This is a genomic window from Sinomonas atrocyanea, from assembly GCF_030811715.1.
GTDB classification, from domain to species: Bacteria; Actinomycetota; Actinomycetes; order Actinomycetales; family Micrococcaceae; genus Sinomonas; species Sinomonas atrocyanea_A.
Genome location: NZ_JAUSRH010000019.1, coordinates 1 through 15,422, shown reverse-complemented (window position 1 = coordinate 15,422; position 15,422 = coordinate 1). Strand labels below are relative to the sequence as shown.

General features: G+C 72.9%; 14 protein-coding genes. 10 read left to right on the top strand and 4 right to left on the bottom strand.

What is annotated here, in order from left to right; genetic code table 11:
- The first annotated feature begins 8 nt into the window (after window positions 1–8).
- The 4 genes from gcvT (at window position 9) to J2W21_RS19235 (ending at window position 4,411) form a co-directional block, all read left to right on the top strand.
- Window positions 9–1,166 (top strand): glycine cleavage system aminomethyltransferase GcvT, encoded by a 1,158-nt coding sequence (gcvT, locus tag J2W21_RS19250; protein WP_307116128.1) that lies wholly within the window; start codon window positions 9–11, stop codon window positions 1,164–1,166.
- A gap of 57 nt (window positions 1,167–1,223) precedes the next feature.
- A complete protein-coding gene (gene gcvH, locus J2W21_RS19245) occupies window positions 1,224–1,604 on the top strand; it encodes a glycine cleavage system protein GcvH (RefSeq protein ID WP_307116127.1) in 381 nt (126 codons plus the stop codon).
- On the top strand, window positions 1,601–2,929 hold the full coding sequence (gene glyA, locus J2W21_RS19240) for a serine hydroxymethyltransferase (RefSeq protein WP_307116126.1): 1,329 nt from the start codon (window positions 1,601–1,603) through the stop codon (window positions 2,927–2,929). The genes gcvH and glyA overlap by 4 nt, the downstream gene beginning before the upstream one ends.
- Window positions 2,930–2,998: 69 nt before the next feature.
- Window positions 2,999–4,411, top strand: coding sequence for an L-serine ammonia-lyase (locus tag J2W21_RS19235; RefSeq protein ID WP_307116125.1), 1,413 nt, complete (start codon window positions 2,999–3,001; stop codon window positions 4,409–4,411).
- 88 nt (window positions 4,412–4,499) lie between these two features.
- On the opposite strand, the gene J2W21_RS19230 is transcribed toward J2W21_RS19235, so the two are convergent.
- Complete coding sequence (locus J2W21_RS19230) at window positions 4,500–5,060, bottom strand: type 1 glutamine amidotransferase domain-containing protein (RefSeq protein WP_307116124.1); 561 nt, start codon at window positions 5,058–5,060, stop codon at window positions 4,500–4,502.
- A gap of 141 nt (window positions 5,061–5,201) precedes the next feature.
- On the opposite strand from J2W21_RS19230, the gene J2W21_RS19225 reads away from it, so the two are divergent.
- Both J2W21_RS19225 and J2W21_RS19220 read left to right on the top strand, forming a co-directional pair.
- Window positions 5,202–6,320 carry a lipid II:glycine glycyltransferase FemX gene (locus tag J2W21_RS19225; RefSeq protein ID WP_307116123.1) on the top strand — a complete coding sequence of 373 codons (1,119 nt, stop codon included), beginning with the start codon at window positions 5,202–5,204 and terminating at the stop codon, window positions 6,318–6,320.
- A 13-nt stretch (window positions 6,321–6,333) separates the two neighbouring features.
- Window positions 6,334–8,151, top strand: coding sequence for a threonine/serine exporter family protein (locus J2W21_RS19220; protein ID WP_307116122.1), 1,818 nt, complete (start codon window positions 6,334–6,336; stop codon window positions 8,149–8,151).
- A gap of 3 nt (window positions 8,152–8,154) precedes the next feature.
- On the opposite strand, the gene J2W21_RS19215 is transcribed toward J2W21_RS19220, so the two are convergent.
- Window positions 8,155–9,036 (bottom strand): siderophore-interacting protein, encoded by an 882-nt coding sequence (locus tag J2W21_RS19215; protein ID WP_307116121.1) that lies wholly within the window; start codon window positions 9,034–9,036, stop codon window positions 8,155–8,157.
- A gap of 51 nt (window positions 9,037–9,087) precedes the next feature.
- Window positions 9,088–9,867, bottom strand: coding sequence for a uracil-DNA glycosylase (locus J2W21_RS19210; RefSeq protein WP_373423131.1), 780 nt, complete (start codon window positions 9,865–9,867; stop codon window positions 9,088–9,090).
- An 83-nt stretch (window positions 9,868–9,950) separates the two neighbouring features.
- Here J2W21_RS19210 and J2W21_RS19205 point away from each other — a divergent pair, with 83 nt between their 5' ends.
- The 4 genes from J2W21_RS19205 to groL all read left to right on the top strand — a co-directional run bounded on the left by J2W21_RS19205 (window position 9,951) and on the right by groL (window position 14,144).
- Window positions 9,951–10,337 (top strand): DUF3263 domain-containing protein, encoded by a 387-nt coding sequence (locus tag J2W21_RS19205; protein WP_307116120.1) that lies wholly within the window; start codon window positions 9,951–9,953, stop codon window positions 10,335–10,337.
- Window positions 10,338–10,385: 48 nt separating this feature from the next.
- A complete protein-coding gene (locus tag J2W21_RS19200) occupies window positions 10,386–11,033 on the top strand; it encodes a LytR C-terminal domain-containing protein (protein ID WP_307116119.1) in 648 nt (215 codons plus the stop codon).
- A 2-nt stretch (window positions 11,034–11,035) separates the two neighbouring features.
- Window positions 11,036–12,280, top strand: a complete 1,245-nt coding sequence (locus J2W21_RS19195; protein WP_307116118.1) for an ABC transporter substrate-binding protein — start codon at window positions 11,036–11,038, stop codon at window positions 12,278–12,280.
- A 235-nt stretch (window positions 12,281–12,515) separates the two neighbouring features.
- Window positions 12,516–14,144, top strand: a complete 1,629-nt coding sequence (gene groL / locus J2W21_RS19190; protein ID WP_307116117.1) for a chaperonin GroEL — start codon at window positions 12,516–12,518, stop codon at window positions 14,142–14,144.
- Between the two features lie 166 nt (window positions 14,145–14,310).
- Here groL and J2W21_RS19185 read toward each other — a convergent pair whose 3' ends face one another.
- A complete protein-coding gene (locus J2W21_RS19185; protein ID WP_307116116.1) occupies window positions 14,311–15,294 on the bottom strand; it encodes a ribonuclease HI family protein in 984 nt (327 codons plus the stop codon).
- Window positions 15,295–15,422 lie beyond the last annotated feature (128 nt).

Sequence of the window (15,422 nt, the reverse complement as noted above, 5' to 3'; positions counted from 1 at the left end):
AGACTTCCATGACTGAGACCACCACCGAGAAGCACACTGCCCTCTACGCCGAGCACGCGGCGCTCGGCGCCTCGTTCACCGACTTCGGCGGCTGGCAGATGCCCCTGAAGTACGGCTCCGAGCTCGCCGAGCACCGCGCCGTCCGCGACGCGGCGGGCCTGTTCGACCTCTCCCACATGGGCGAGGTCTGGGCCACCGGCCCCGGCGCCGCCGCGTTCCTCGACTATGCCCTCGTGGGCAGGCTCTCGGCGATCGCGGTGGGCAAGGCCAAGTACTCGCTCATCTGCGCCGAGGACGGCGGCATCATCGACGACCTCATCGTCTACCGTGTCGCCGAGGAGGACTTCCTCATCGTGCCCAACGCGGGCAACGCGGCGACCGTGGCCGCCGAGCTGGAGGCACGCCGTCGTGCCTTCGCCGAGGGCTCCGCAGCCGACGCGGTCGCCCTCCGCGACGCCTCCGCCGAGACCTCCCTCATCGCGGTCCAGGGACCCAACGCCGAGGCGATCCTGCTCTCCGTGGCCGGATCCGAGGACCACGAGGACATCCGCCAGCTCAAGTACTACGCCGGCATCGAGGCGGACATCGCGGGCGTCCCCGTGTTCCTGGCCCGGACCGGCTACACGGGCGAGGACGGCTTCGAGCTGTTCGTCGGCAACGAGCTGGCCGCCCAGCTGTGGAAGGCGCTCGCCGAAGCGGGGCAGGGCCACGGGCTCATCCCATGCGGCCTCGCCGCCCGCGACTCGCTGCGCCTCGAGGCCGGCATGCCGCTCTACGGCAACGAACTCTCCCGCGAGCGGTCCCCCTTCGCGGCGGGCCTGGGCGGCGTCGTCGCCCTCAAGTCCAAGGAGGGCGACTTCGTCGGCCGGGCTGCGCTCGAGGCGAAGAAGGCCGCCGGCGAGGGCGCCACGAGCGGCCGCCGCCTCGTGGGCCTCAAGGGCCTGGGACGCCGTGCGGCCCGCGCGCACTACCCGATCCTCAAGGACGGCGCGGTGGTCGGCGAGGTCACCTCCGGCCAGCCGAGCCCGACCCTCGGCTACCCCGTGGCCCTCGCCTACGTAGACGTCGAGCACGCGGCAGTCGGCACCGCCCTCGACGCGGACCTGCGCGGCAAGGCCGAGCCGTTCGAGGTCGTCGCGCTGCCGTTCTACAAGCGCCAGAAGTAGGCCCGGCGCCCACCGCGCCCCACCGATTCCCTTCAGAGAAGAACAGGAACACCGCCCATGAGCAAGGTCCAGACCGGTCTCCGGTACTCCGAAGAGCACGAGTGGCTCGACACCGAGGCCGCCCCGGCCAAGATCGGCGTCTCCCAGGTCGCTGCCGACGCGCTCGGCGACGTCGTCTACCTCGACCTGCCGGAGGCCGGCAGCGCTGTCAGCGCGGGCCAGACCTGCGGCGAGATCGAGTCGACCAAGAGCGTCTCCGACCTCTACTCGCCCGTGTCGGGCACCGTGGTCGAGGTCAACCAGGAGGCCATCGACAACCCTGCCCTCGTCAACGAGGACCCGTACGGCGCCGGCTGGCTCTTCACGGTCGAGGTCTCCGAGGAAGGCCCGCTCATGACCGCCGAGGAGTACGCGGGCAAGAACGGCGGCGAGCTGTGAGCGCCGCGCCGACGCAGGGGACTGCCGCCTTCGAGCAGGTCCGCTCGGCCTCGCTCGACGCCGACCTCGCCGCCCTCGACCCCGAGATCGCGGCGAGCATCGACGCCGAGGCGGGCCGCCAGCGCGGCGGCCTCGAGATGATCGCCTCCGAGAACCACACCGCGGTCGCCGTCATGCAGGCGCAGGGCTCGGTGCTGACGAACAAGTACGCCGAGGGCTACCCGGGCAAGCGCTACTACGGCGGCTGTGAGCACGTGGACGTCATCGAGCAGCTCGCGATCGACCGCGTCAAGGCGCTCTTCGGCGCCGAGTTCGCCAACGTCCAGCCGCATTCGGGCGCCCAGGCGAACGCGTCGGTCATGCACGCCCTCATCAAGCCGGGCGACACGATCATGGGCCTGAACCTGGCCCACGGCGGGCACCTGACGCACGGCATGAAGATCAACTTCTCCGGCAAGCTCTACAACGTCATCCCGTACCAGGTCCGCGAGGACGACCACCGGATCGACATGGCCGAGGTCGCCCGCCTCGCCGAGGAGCACCGGCCGCAGCTGATCGTGGCCGGCTGGTCCGCCTACGCCCGCCAGCTGGACTTCGCCGAGTTCCGCCGCATCGCCGACTCCGTCGGGGCGTACCTCATGGTGGACATGGCGCACTTCGCCGGCCTCGTGGCCGCGGGCCTGCACCCCTCGCCCGTCCCGCACGCCCACGTGGTGACGTCGACGACGCACAAGACCCTCGCGGGCCCGCGGGGCGGCATCATCCTCACGAACGACGCGGCGATCGCCAAGAAGGTCAACTCGGCGGTGTTCCCGGGCCAGCAGGGCGGGCCGCTCGAGCACGTGATCGCAGGCAAGGCAGTGGCCTTCAAGATCGCCGGCTCTCCCGAGTTCAGGGAGCGGATGGAGCGCGTGCTGGCCGGCGCGAGGATCCTCGCTGAGCGGCTCACCGCCGAGGACGTCAGGGCGGCCGGGATCGGTGTGGTGTCCGGCGGGACCGACGTGCACCTGGTCCTCGTGGACCTGCGCGACGCGGCCCTCGACGGCCAGCAGGCCGAGGACCGGCTCGCGGCCATCGACATCACCGTCAACCGCAACGCCGTCCCGTTCGACCCGCGCCCGCCGATGGTCACCTCCGGCCTGCGGATCGGTACCCCCGCCCTCGCGACCCGCGGCTTCGGCGAGGCCGCCTTCCGCGAGGTCGCCGACATCATCGCCGAGGCCCTCATCGCGGGCCCCGACGAGGACCTGTCCGGCCTGAAGGCACGGGTGGATGCCCTCGCGGCCGCCCACCCGCTCTACCCGGGGGTCGCCGACCTGGCATGACCCCGCGCGCGGGCCCGGCACACCCGGGCCCGCGCGGTCACCTTATTTCCGAGGAAGGAGACACCGACAATGGCAGTCGGCGTTTTCGAACTGTTCTCTGTGGGCATCGGCCCGTCCAGCTCCCACACGGTGGGACCCATGCGCGCCGGCGCGGTGTTCGCGCGCGAGCTGCGCGAGCGGGGCTTCCTCGAACATGTCGCCTCCCTCCGGGTGGACCTCTACGGCTCCCTCGCGGCGACAGGCCACGGCCATGGGACCTTCACGGCGGTGCTCCTGGGCCTCGAGGGCTTCGAACCCGAGGAGATCCTGCCCGAGCAGGTCGAGGAACGGCTCGCCTCGATCGCCGAGACCGGCAAGCTCTCCCTCGCCGGCAAGGTCGAGCTGCCGTACTCGGTCGAGGAGATGGTCCTCCATCCGCTCACGGTGCTGCCGCGGCACACCAACGGGATGAAGTTCCAGGTCTTCGGGGCCCCGGGCCCCGACGGATCAGCCGCTGTGCTGCACGAGGCGACGTTCTTCTCCGTGGGCGGGGGCTTCATTGTCCGCGAGGGCGAGGAGGACACCGCCCAGAAGGAGCTCGACGAGTCCAAGAAGGAGCTGCCGTTCCCGTTCCGGACGGCGGCCGAACTGCTCGGGCGCTGCTCCTCGAAGGGCCTGTCGATCAGCGACATCATGCTCGTGAACGAGAAGGCCTCCCGCTCCGAGGAGGAGATCCGCGAGGGCCTGCTGCACATCTGGGCGGTCATGGAGGCCTGCGTAGAGTCCAGCCTCAAGCGCGAGGGCCTGCTCCCCGGCGGACTGAAGGTGCGCCGCCGCGCACCGGACTGGCACGAGCGGCTCCTGAAGGAGGACAAGGACCGCGACGCCAAGTACTGGCAGGAGTGGGTCAACCTCATCGCCCTGGCCGTCAACGAGGAGAACGCCTCCGGCGGGCGGGTCGTGACAGCCCCCACGAACGGCGCGGCGGGCATCATCCCCGCGGTCCTGTATTACGCGCTCAACTACGCCCCCGGCATGGACAAGGCCACGCAGGAGGACAAGGACGAGGTCGTGGTGAAGTTCCTGCTCGCCGCGGGCGCGGTCGGCGTCCTCTACAAGGAGCAGGCCTCGATCTCCGGCGCCGAGGTGGGCTGCCAGGGCGAGGTGGGCTCAGCGTCGTCGATGGCGGCCGCCGGCCTCGCCGAGGTCATGGGCGGCACCCCGGGCCAGGTCGAGAACGCGGCCGAGATCGCGATGGAGCACAACCTCGGCCTCACCTGCGACCCGATCGGCGGCCTCGTGCAGGTGCCGTGCATCGAGCGGAACGCGATCGCCGCGGCGAAGGCCATCAACGCCGCGAAGATGGCGCTTTGGGGCGACGGCACCCACCGCGTCTCCCTCGACGAGGTGATCGTGACCATGCGCGAGACCGGCAAGGACATGAGCCACAAGTACAAGGAGACCGCGATGGGCGGTCTCGCCGTCAACGTCGTGGAGTGCTGACGGCCGCGCCAGGCGGAGACGCGGCACGCAGGAAAGGGGCGCCCCCGCTCAGACAGCGGCGGCGCCCCTTTCCTGCGATGCGGGGGACTCAGACCTCGTCGTGGCGGCCCTCGGAGACCTCCTCGAGCATCTTCGCGCAGAAGGCCTCGAGGTCCCCGGGGTTGCGCGAGGTGGTGAGCCCGCGGTCGGTCACGACCTGCTCGTCGACCCAGTCTGCGCCCGCGTTCTTCAGGTCGCTCTCCAGGGAGGCGTAGGAGGTCATGCGGCGGCCCTGGACGAGGCCGGCCTCGATGAGGATCCACGGCGCGTGACAGATCGCCGAGATCGGCTTGCCGGCCTCGGCGAACCCGCGCACGAGCTGCACGGCGTCCTTCTCGAGCCGCATCGTGTCCGCGTTGACGGTGCCGCCCGGCAGCACGAGCGCGTCGAAGTCCTCGACGCGGGCCTGCGCGAGCGGGACGTCCACGGGGAACGAGTCAGCGTGGTCCCAGTCGCCCTTCATGGCGGTGATCGAGCCGGACTGGGGGGAGACCAGGACGGGCCGGCCCCCGGCCTGCTCCACCGCCTTCCACGGCTCGGTGAGCTCTGCCTGCTCCACACCGTTGGTGAGGAGGAACGCGACCTTCTTGCCTGTGATGTTGTGTGCCATGCCCAGCAGTTTCCCCGCGGTGCCCGGGCGCAAACGCCGCGCCGGCCAGCCGGCTGCCACGGGGCCCCGTGGCGTGGGCCCGTCCGCCCACTGGCTAGACTGGCAGGGCCCGCTTCTGCGATCGAAGGGACCCCTCCTACAGTGACCACCCTCTCCGCCCGCACCGCCGCTCGCTTCGCCGCACGGTTCGCCCACGAGGAGGAGATCGCCCGCTGGGACGAGCACGTCACCGCGAACCCCAACGGCGGGAACCTGCTGCAGTCCGAGGCGTTCGCCGCGGTCAAGCGGAACTTCGGCTGGGACGTGCGCCACCTCGTCCTCGAACCCGTGGACGCGGCCGAAGCAGCACACCCCAGCTACAACCTCGTCCTCGAGAAGTCGATCCCGCTCCTGGGCCGGTTCTGGTACCTCATCAAGGGCCCGGACGTCGCCGGCATCGACGACGTCCCCGCGGCACTCGCCGCGATCAGGGAGTTCGTGGCGCGCGAGAAGCTCGGCGTGTTCGCCGTGAAGATCGAGCCGGACATCCCCGACTCCGAGGCCGCACGCTCCGTCCTCGCCGGTGCCGGGCTCGTCAAGGTGCCCAACCTCCAGCCCAACGACTCGACGGCGATCCTGGACATCAGCCCCGAGCCCCGGCTCGTGCTCAAGAGCCTGCACTCCCGCGGCCGCAACGCCGTCCGCCGCGCCGAGAGGGAGGGCGTCGAGGTCATCGAGGCCGAGCCGACCCTCGAGAACTACCGCACGATGCACGCGCTCATGACCGGGACGCTGAACGCGAAGTCGAACACGGGCGCACGCGTGCGCAGCTTCGAGTACTACCGCCAGTTCTGGACCGAGTTCACCCGGCGCGGGCAGGGCCGGCTCTACTTCGTCTACGAGAACGGCCGCCCGTCCGTGGGGGCCTTCGTGATCAACTACGGCCGCAAGGGGACCTACAAGGACGGCGGCTCCCTGCAGCAGCGCACCCAGTACGGCGACTCGCACCTCGTGCAGTGGACGGCGATCCTGAAGGCCAAGGAGCTCGGCTGCGTCGAGTACGACTTCTGCGGCACCCCTCCCGCGGACCGCCTCAAGGACGCCTCGCACCCGTTCCACGGCCTCGGCCTGTTCAAGACCTCCTTCACCAAGACGGTGACCGACTTCGTGGGCTGCTGGGACTTCGTGATCGACCCGCTCCGGTACAGGGCCTGGGCCACCGCGGGCGAGCGCGTCGCGCGGCAGCTGTACACGCGCCGTACCGGCCAGCAGTTCTACTGATCCGACTGACGTGATGGCTGAGGCGGAGCACGGAGCGCACGGCGCCACCACCGACCCGGAGGAGGAGCGGTACGACCCCCACGGGGACATCCCTGCGGGCACCATCCCCCAGATCACGCCGGTGGCGTTCACCACCGCGCCCACCGGCGGCGCCACCGAGGCGCCCACCGCGCCCCCCGCCGGCCCCACGCCCGCGGCGGGACCCACGCCCGCGGCGGGACCCACCCCCACGGTGGGTCCCGGCCCCGCCCCGGCCACCCCCACCCCCGGCGAGCGCACGACGCCGGCCGGCCCGCCGCCGTCGTCCGTCCCACCCCCCGCCGTGGCGCCGCCGGTCCAGCAGGTCGCCCCGACCGTTCCCGAGCCGGTCGAGCCGACCCCGGGCGCGGTGCCGCCGGCGACCCAGCAGATCAGCGCCTCGCAGGTCCGGGCCAACGCCGCGGCCAAGCGCGTGCTCGCGCGGCTCATGCGCGGCGAGAACCCGCCCACGGCGCCCATGAGCCTCGTGGAGCGCCTCGCCGGCAGCCCCTACGCGAATCCGGCCATTCCGGCGGCGCCCCACGAGTCCGAGCGGCGCACGCTCGACTTCGCCCTCGAGCTCGCCGAGACCATGTTCCGGTACGGCGCCGGGGCGCTCGAGGTGGAGACGTCCATGATCGCCGTCACCACGGCCCTCGGGCTGCGGCACGTCGAGGTGGACATCACCAACCAATCCGTCGCGATCAACCACGCCCCCAAGGACGGCACCCCGAGCACCCTGCTGCGCGTGGTGCGCTCCTGGACGAGCAACTATGCCGGCCTCGTGCTCGTGCACCAGCTCGTGACCGAGATCGCGGCCGGGGGCGTGGCGCTGAACGAGGCATCGCGCAGGCTCCAGGGGATCGCGCGGCGGGCCAAGCCCTTCCCCAAGTGGTCGGTCACGGTCGCGTTCGGCATGTTCGCGGCGCTCTTCGTCGGCGTGCTCGGCGGCGGCCAGCTGGCCTCGCTCATCGCGTTCGGCTCCAACCTGCTCGTCTCGCTCGTGTGGCGGGTCCTCGGCCGGTGGCGCGTCCCGGACTTCTTCGTCACGATGGCCAGCTCGTTCCTCGTGACGATCATCGCCCTGATGCTCTTCGCCGTGCACCTGCCCATTGCGCCGGCGATCGTGGTGGTGGGCGGCATCCTCCTGCTCCTGCCGACGGCGCGGCTCGTCTCGGCGACGCAGGACGCGATCAACGGCTTCCCCGTGACCGCCGCGGGCCGGTACCTCTCGGCGTTCCTCACGTTCGCCGCCCTCGTGGCCGGCATCGCCGTGGCCTCCGCGGTGGGGGAGATGCTCGGCATCGCGCGCATCAATGTCACGGAGACCTTCCCGCCGGCGTACCCCTATCCGGTGGAGGTGCTCATGATCGGCGCGGCGGTGGCGGCGATCGCGGTCACCGAGCAGACGTCCCGGCGCCTCGTGCTGCCCACCGCGGCGGTGGGCATCGTCGGCTACCTCGCGCTGACGGGCGTCGGGCTCCTAGGGGTCGGGGACCGGCTGGCCCCGGCAGCCTCCGCCGTGGTCATGGGCTTCCTCGCGCGGATCGTGGCACTGCGGCTCGGCGCGCCGCAGCTCGTCGTCGCCGTGCCGGCCGCGCTCATCCTCCTGCCCGGCCTGACGATCTTCCGGTCGATGTACGTGGCGACGGTCGACGCCACGCAGATCACCACGGGCGCCGGCGGGATGCTGACGGCCATGGCGATCATCCTCGCGGCCGCGGCCGGCGTGGTGCTCGGGGACAACCTGGCCCGCCCGTTCACCCGCAGCGCCACCTCGCTCGAGCGCCGGCGCCGCTCCCGGCGGCGGTAGGCGCTAGACCTTGCCGACGGGCAGCTTCTTCTCGGCCTGGAACTGGTCCTCGGCGCGGCCGTGCGCCCAGTAGCCGGACAGGGAGAGCTTCTCGCGCGGCACCCCGCGGCCCTTGAAGACGGCGCGCAGCTCCTTCATCGCACCGCGCTCGCCGTGGGCGAACACGCTCGGCGTCCCGTCCGGCCAGTCCGCGTCGGCGACGGCCTCAGCGAGCACGAGCGTCTCGCCCGCCGGGCGGCCGTCGCGGGAGAGCCAGTGGACCTCCACGCCCTCCGGCGCGCCCAGGTCCACCGTCTCCTCCGCCGAGGCCACCTCGAGGAACGCGAGGCCCCGCGCCGCGGCGGGCAGCGCCTCGAGGGCGGCGGCGATGGCGGGGAGGGCGGACTCGTCCCCTGCGAACAGGTGCCACTCGGCCTCGGGGTCGGGGGAGTAGGCGCCGCCGGGGCCCGAGCAGACGAGCCGGTCGCCGGGGCGCGCCGCGGCGGCCCACGGGCCCGCGAGGCCCTCGTCGCCGTGCACCACGAAGTCGATCGCCAGCTCGCCGGCTGCGGCATCGAACCACCGCACCGTGTACGTGCGCGTCACGGGCCAGGAGGTCCGCGGCAGCGAGGCCTTCAGCACCGCGAGGTCCACCGGGCCCTCGGGCCACGCCCCGCCGGGCAGGGCGTCCGGGAACGCGATCTTGACGTACTTGTCCGTGAACCCGTTGTCCGCGAAGGCGCCGAACCCCGGGCCGCCGGCGACCACGCGGACCAGGTGCGGGCTCAGCTGCTCGGTGCGGACCACCACGAGGTCGAGGGTCGGGCGGGTGCGCGGGGCGGGCGCGGCCGCGGGGGCCGCTGCCTGGGTGCCCGGCTGGGCTGCCCCCTCTGCTGGGGAAGTCATGCCGCCCACCCTACCGGCCGCGCGATCACCTCCCGTGGTGCATGACGCCCCTCACACCCAGCGCACGGGATCGGCGCCCTGGGCGGCGAGCAGCTCGTTGGCCCGGCTGAACGGCCTCGAGCCGAAGAATCCGCGGGAGGCGCTCAGCGGCGAGGGGTGCGCGGAGGCGATCACCGGCGTCGCGCCCAGCAGCGGGGCGACGGCCTGGGCGTCCCTGCCCCAGAGGATGGCCACGAGGGGCGCGCCGCGCTCGGCGACGGCGCGGACGGCGGCGTCCGTGACGTGCTCCCATCCGAGCCTCCGGTGGGACCCGGCGGCGCCCGCGCGCACCGAGAGGACCCTGTTGAGCAGGAGGACTCCCTCGTCGGCCCAGCGGGAGAGGTCGCCCGTGGCGGGTGCCGGGGCGCCGAGGTCGGAGGAGAGCTCGCGGAAGATGTTCGCGAGGCTCCGCGGGAGCGGGCTCACCGCGGCATCGCACGCGAAGGAGAGCCCGATCGCGTGCCCGGGAGTGGGGTAGGGGTCCTGGCCGAGCACGAGGACCTTGACCGCGCCGAGGGGCCGGGCGAACGCGCGCAGCAGGCGCGACGGGGCCGGGAGGATGCGTGCGCCGCCGTGGGCCTCGGCGGCGAGGGCGCGCAGCGCCGAGCGCAGCGTCGGCTCGCAGGCCGAGAGCGCGGGCACCCACTCGGGGTGGACGAGGTCCGCCAGGGGCGCGGCGGACATCGCCTCGAGCTCACGGGCGTCCTCGGCGCACGACGCCGGCACCTCGCCTCTCGCCGCCGTCCCGCCGGGCGCGTCGGGCAGGTCGAAGAGCGGTTCGGCGTCCATCACGCGAGCCAGTGTGCCAGAGAAGACCGTGCGGCGCGCCCCGGCGGGAAATGACAGAGCTGTAGTTCCCTCTTAAACTGGAGGCCATGTCGTCAGCAGCAGCCCACCACGCCCATGCCTTCGACGACGCCGCCGAGCACCCCGGGGACGGGCCCTCGCCCGCCGGGCGGGAAGCCGAGCCGGAGGCCGGGCACGACGGCCCCGAGGCGGGCCGCCCGACCGGCGGACTGACCGAGCGCGAGATCCAGATGCTCGCCCTCGAGCGCGGCTGGTGGAAGTACGCCGGCGCCAAGGAGCAGGCCATCCGCGAGCTGTTCGACCTGTCCGCGACCCACTACTACCAGCTGCTCAACGCCCTCATCGACACCGAGGACGCGCTGGCCCACGATCCGATGCTGGTCAAGCGGTTGCGTAGACTGAGGATGTCGCGGCAGCGTGCGCGCACCGCCCGCCGGCTCGGCGGCGGCGCCTGACGCTGCGCGCCGTCCCCAGCCGGCCACCGACAAGGACCTGACGCACGCATGAACACCTATCCCCGCGACGAATTCGACGCAGTCCCCGAGGCGCCGCGCCGGCAGGGCGTGCACCGGACCCGCGGCGAGAGCAGCGCGGACAGCGGCCGGACCCCGTCCGGGCGCGGCCTGCGGTGGATCCTCGCCGCAGGCATCCTCGCCCTCGTCATCGGCGCCGTCTCCTTCTTCGTGCTGCCCCGGCTGGGCCTGCCCGGCGAGCCCGCGGCCGCGTCCGCCGCCACGTCTCCGGCGCCGTCCTCCGCCCGGAGCACCCCCGCGCCGAGCACCTCCGCCCCGGGCAAGCAGTCCGCGTCCCCGAGCCAGGCGCCGTCGTCCGCCGCGGCCGGCTCCACCCCCACGGCGTCCGCGCCCGCGGGAGCCGACCAGTCCCTCGAGGTGGGCGTCTACAACGCGACCTCGACCGCGGGCCTGGGCAACCGCGTCGCGGCCACCGCGCGCTCGGCCGGGTGGACCGTCTCCACCGTCGGCAACTGGAGCGGCTCGCCGGTCGATGGCCCGGTGGTCTACTACCGCTCGGCCGAGGACGCTGCCTCGGCGAAGGCCCTCGCCGCCGAGGTCGGGGTCCCCACGGTCCTCGAGGCCCCCGCACTCGGGCTGCCGCTCGCCGTCGTGATCGGACCCGGGTACACCGGGTGAGCATGCGGGCACCGAAGGCCAGGGCCGCGGCGGTCGCCGGGATCCTGGCCCTCGGCCTGTCCGCCTCCGGCTGCGGCGCCACCGGCGAGGCCCGCACCGACCACCCCGTGCCGTCCGGGGACGGCGTGCTGCGCCTGGGTCTCCTGCTCGACTCGACGGGCGACTCGGCGTACCTGGGCGACGCCCAGCGGGCCGCCGTGGTGCTCGCCGTGCAGCAGGCCAACGCCGCCGGCGGCTACGCCGGCAAGCCGGTGGAACTGCTCCCGGTCCAGCCCGGGCAGGACACCGGCGCCGAGTCCCGCCGCCTCGCCCAGGCCGGTGCCGACGCCGTGATCGGCCCCACGGACTCAAGCCGCGCCCCCGCCGCGATCGACGTGCTCTCGAAGGCCAAGGTCCCCCTCATCTCGCCCGCCAACACGGCCGCCGGGCTGACTTCCTACCGCAGCGGCGGGTTCTACTTCCGCACCGCGGCGCCGGAGGGCGCCGAGGGCGCCGCCCTCGTGGAGCTCGCCAGGCGCTCGGGCGCCAAGCGCATCGCGATCCTCCACCAGGCCGGCGACCACGGGAAGGCCGAGGCGGACGGCGCCTCGGCGGCCGCCCGCGCCGCCGGGCTGGCCGAGTCCGGCAGCGCCGAGTTCACCGGGCACTCCGCCGGGGCCGCAGCAGCCGGGGCCAAAGGCGCCGACGCGGTCCTCGTCATCGGCCAGGGCGACGGCCAGGCCATCCTCGCGAGCGTCGCCGACGCCGGGGTCCCGGGCTCGAAGCTGCTGGCCTCGAGCGGGATCTACGGCCGCTACGGCTCCGCACTCGCCAACGGTGCACTCGACGGCGCCCGCGCACTCGTCCCCGGCGTGTACCCGACCCCGGAGTTTCAGGCCGACCTCCTCGAGCACGCCCCGGGCCTGAACGACCTGACCTTCGCCGGCGAGGCCTACGACGCGGCCTCGCTCGCGATCCTCGCCGCGGGTGCCGCTAAGGACGACGGCGGGGCCTCCATCGCCTCGAAGCTCATCGACGTCTCGGGCGGAGACGTGCCGGGAGCCAGCAGTGGCGCGCGCGAGAAGTGCACGGGGCTGCCCGCATGCCTCGCGGCGCAGGCCAAGGGGGCCGCCGTCGACTACGAGGGCCAGTCCGGGCCGGTCGCCTTCGACGAGCACGGCGACGTCACCACCGCCCGCTTCATGGCCTTCACCTACGGCGCCGACAACCTGCCCGTCCGGGACGGCGACGTCACGGTCGCGCGATAGGGTTCCGCCGCGGGCGTACGGCGTCGCCTGCGCTTGCACTCGGGGTGGGTGAGTGCTAATTATGGACCTAGCACTCCGGCGGCCAGACTGCTAAAGCGGTGTGGTCGCGGGGGCAGGATCACCTCGCTGGGGTGAGGCGTTGGCCGCCGCGGAAGCGGGGGCCGCCGCCGGCCGTCGCGGGCGCTGCAGCAGGTGGCCTACCGACACACACGTCCCGAAAGGACCTCAAGCCGTCATGGCCAAGATCATTGCATTCGACGAGGAGGCCCGTCGCGGCCTCGAGCGCGGCCTGAACCAGCTGGCCGACGCTGTCAAGGTCACCCTCGGTCCGCGCGGCCGCAACGTCGTCCTCGAGAAGAAGTGGGGCGCCCCCACGATCACCAACGATGGCGTGTCCATCGCCAAGGAGATCGAGCTCGACGACCCGTACGAGAAGATCGGGGCGGAGCTCGTCAAGGAGGTCGCCAAGAAGACCGACGACGTCGCTGGCGACGGCACCACGACCGCCACCGTCCTCGCCCAGGCCCTCGTCAAGGAAGGCCTCCGCAACGTCGCCGCCGGCGCCGACCCGCTCTCGCTCAAGCGCGGCATCGAGAAGGCCGTCGACGCCGTCACCGCCGAGCTGCTCGAGTCCGCCAAGGAGATCGAGACCAAGGAGCAGATCGCGGCCACCGCGTCCATCTCCGCCGGCGACACCCAGATCGGCGAGCTCATCTCCGAGGCCCTCGACAAGGTGGGCAAGGAGGGTGTCATCACCGTCGAGGAGTCCAACACCTTCGGCCTCGAGCTCGAGCTCACCGAGGGCATGCGCTTCGACAAGGGCTACCTGTCCGCGTACTTCGTCACCGACGCCGAGCGCCAGGAGACGGTCCTCGAGGATCCCTACATCCTCATCGTCAACTCCAAGATCTCCTCGGTGAAGGACCTCGTCGCGGTCCTCGAGCGCGTCATGCAGGCCAACAAGCCGCTGCTCATCATCGCCGAGGACGTCGAGGGCGAGGCCCTGGCCACGCTCATCGTCAACAAGCTCAAGGGCACCTTCAAGTCCGTCGCCGTCAAGGCCCCGGGCTTCGGCGACCGCCGCAAGGCCATGCTCACTGACATCGCGATCCTCACCGGTGGCCAGGTCATCGCCGAGGAGGTCGGCCTCAAGCTCGAGAACGCCACGCTCGACCTGCTCGGCAAGGCCCGCAAGGTCGTCGTGACCAAGGACGAGACCACGATCGTCGAGGGTGCCGGCGACGCCGAGCAGATCGCCGGCCGCGTGTCCCAGATCCGCGCCGAGATCGAGAACTCCGACTCGGACTACGACCGCGAGAAGCTCCAGGAGCGCCTCGCCAAGCTCGCCGGCGGCGTGGCCGTCATCAAGGCGGGCGCGGCCACCGAGGTCGAGCTCAAGGAGCGCAAGCACCGCATCGAGGACGCCGTCCGCAACGCCAAGGCTGCCGTCGAGGAGGGCATCGTCGCCGGCGGTGGCGTGGCCCTCATCCAGGCCGGCGCCAAGGCGTTCGCCAACCTCGCCCTCGAGGGTGACGAGGCCACCGGCGCCAACATCGTCAAGGTCGCCATCGAGGCCCCGCTGAAGCAGATCGCCTTCAACGCGGGCCTCGAGCCGGGCGTCGTCGCGGACAAGGTCCGCGGCCTGCCCGCCGGCCACGGCCTCAACGCCGCCACCGGCGTGTACGAGGACCTCCTGGCCGCCGGCGTCAACGACCCGGTCAAGGTGACCCGCTCGGCGCTGCAGAACGCCGCGTCGATCGCCGGCCTGTTCCTCACCACCGAGGCCGTCGTGGCCGACAAGCCGGAGAAGGCCGGTCCGGCCATGCCCGGCGGCGACGACATGGGCGGCATGGGCGGCTTCTGATCCGCTAGCCTCCCCACCCGTTTCGGGTACAGATCTCGTCGCGGTCCAGCCCTTCCGGGTACGCGACGGCTCTGAATGGACGACGGCGGGGTTCCCACTTCGGTGGGAGCCCCGCCGTCGGCGTTCCCGGAGTGCAGGAAGGGGCGGCCGCGGAGCAGCCGGTGTTTCAGCCCTCGGACGTGCCCTGATGGAAGCGGAGGCGCCAGCGGCCCTCGGTCCGCTGCCAGAGCGATGAGCGCAGCGCCGAGCCGGTGCCGTTGACCGTCCGGTACACGACCTGGACGAGGTCGCTGGCGAGGGGGACGGCGTCCACGAGCTCGAAGCGCGCCTGCGATCCCGGGGCTGCCACGAGCTCCTCGATGAGCTCCTCCCGCCCCCAGAGGCGGCCGGAGGCGCCGATCTCGCGGTACTCGGGGTGGAGGAGGAAGGCCAGCTGGCCGTAGTCGCCCCGCACGCCCGGGTCCAGGAGCTCCTGCTCGAGCTCGACGACCGCCTCGACGTCCCGGGCCCGCTCCGCCTGCTCGGGCTCCGGGGCGATCTCGTCGAAGAGGCCCGCCTGCTCGGGCACCGCGCCGAGGGCGCCGGCGCCCGCGCCCTCGGCCGCTCCCAGCGAGGCGCCCCGGTCCGCCGGCCGCTGGGGGGCCGCCGCGGACGAGGGCGCGGGGGAGGGCGCCGCTCCCCCGTTCCCGCCGAATCCAGGACCCTCGACGGGCGCCCGTCCCGACTGGTAGGCCAGCGCCACCGCGCGGGCCTTCGTGTCCGCGGCCTCGTTGAGCGGGTGCCCGGCATGGCCCTTGACCCACTCGAAGGTGTAGTTCCGGCCCGCGAGCTCCGCGTCAATCTGCGAGAGCAGGTCGACGTTGAGGACCGGCTTGCCGTCGGCCTTCTTCCAGCCCCGGCGCTTCCACCCGGGCATCCACTTTGTCACGCAATTGATCACATACTGGCTGTCACACAGGATGCGGAGGGGCTCCTGGCCGAGGGCAGCGGTGGAGCGGAAGAGGTCGAGCACGGCCATGAGCTCGCCCTGGTTGTTGGTCCCGTGCGGCCACCCGCCGGCGTGCCACGTCTCCTCGTCGATGTACCAGGCCCAGCCGGCCGGTCCAGGGTTGCCGAGGGCAGAGCCGTCCGCGGCGGCAGTGATCGTCATGGAACCATCCTGCCAGAGAGCGCGCCCCGCCCCGGCGGGGCCCCCCGCCCCCCCCCCCGGGGGGGGGGGGCCCCCCGGGGGGGGGGGCCCCCCCCCCGCGGGGGGGGGGGGGGGGGGGGGGTTGGGCG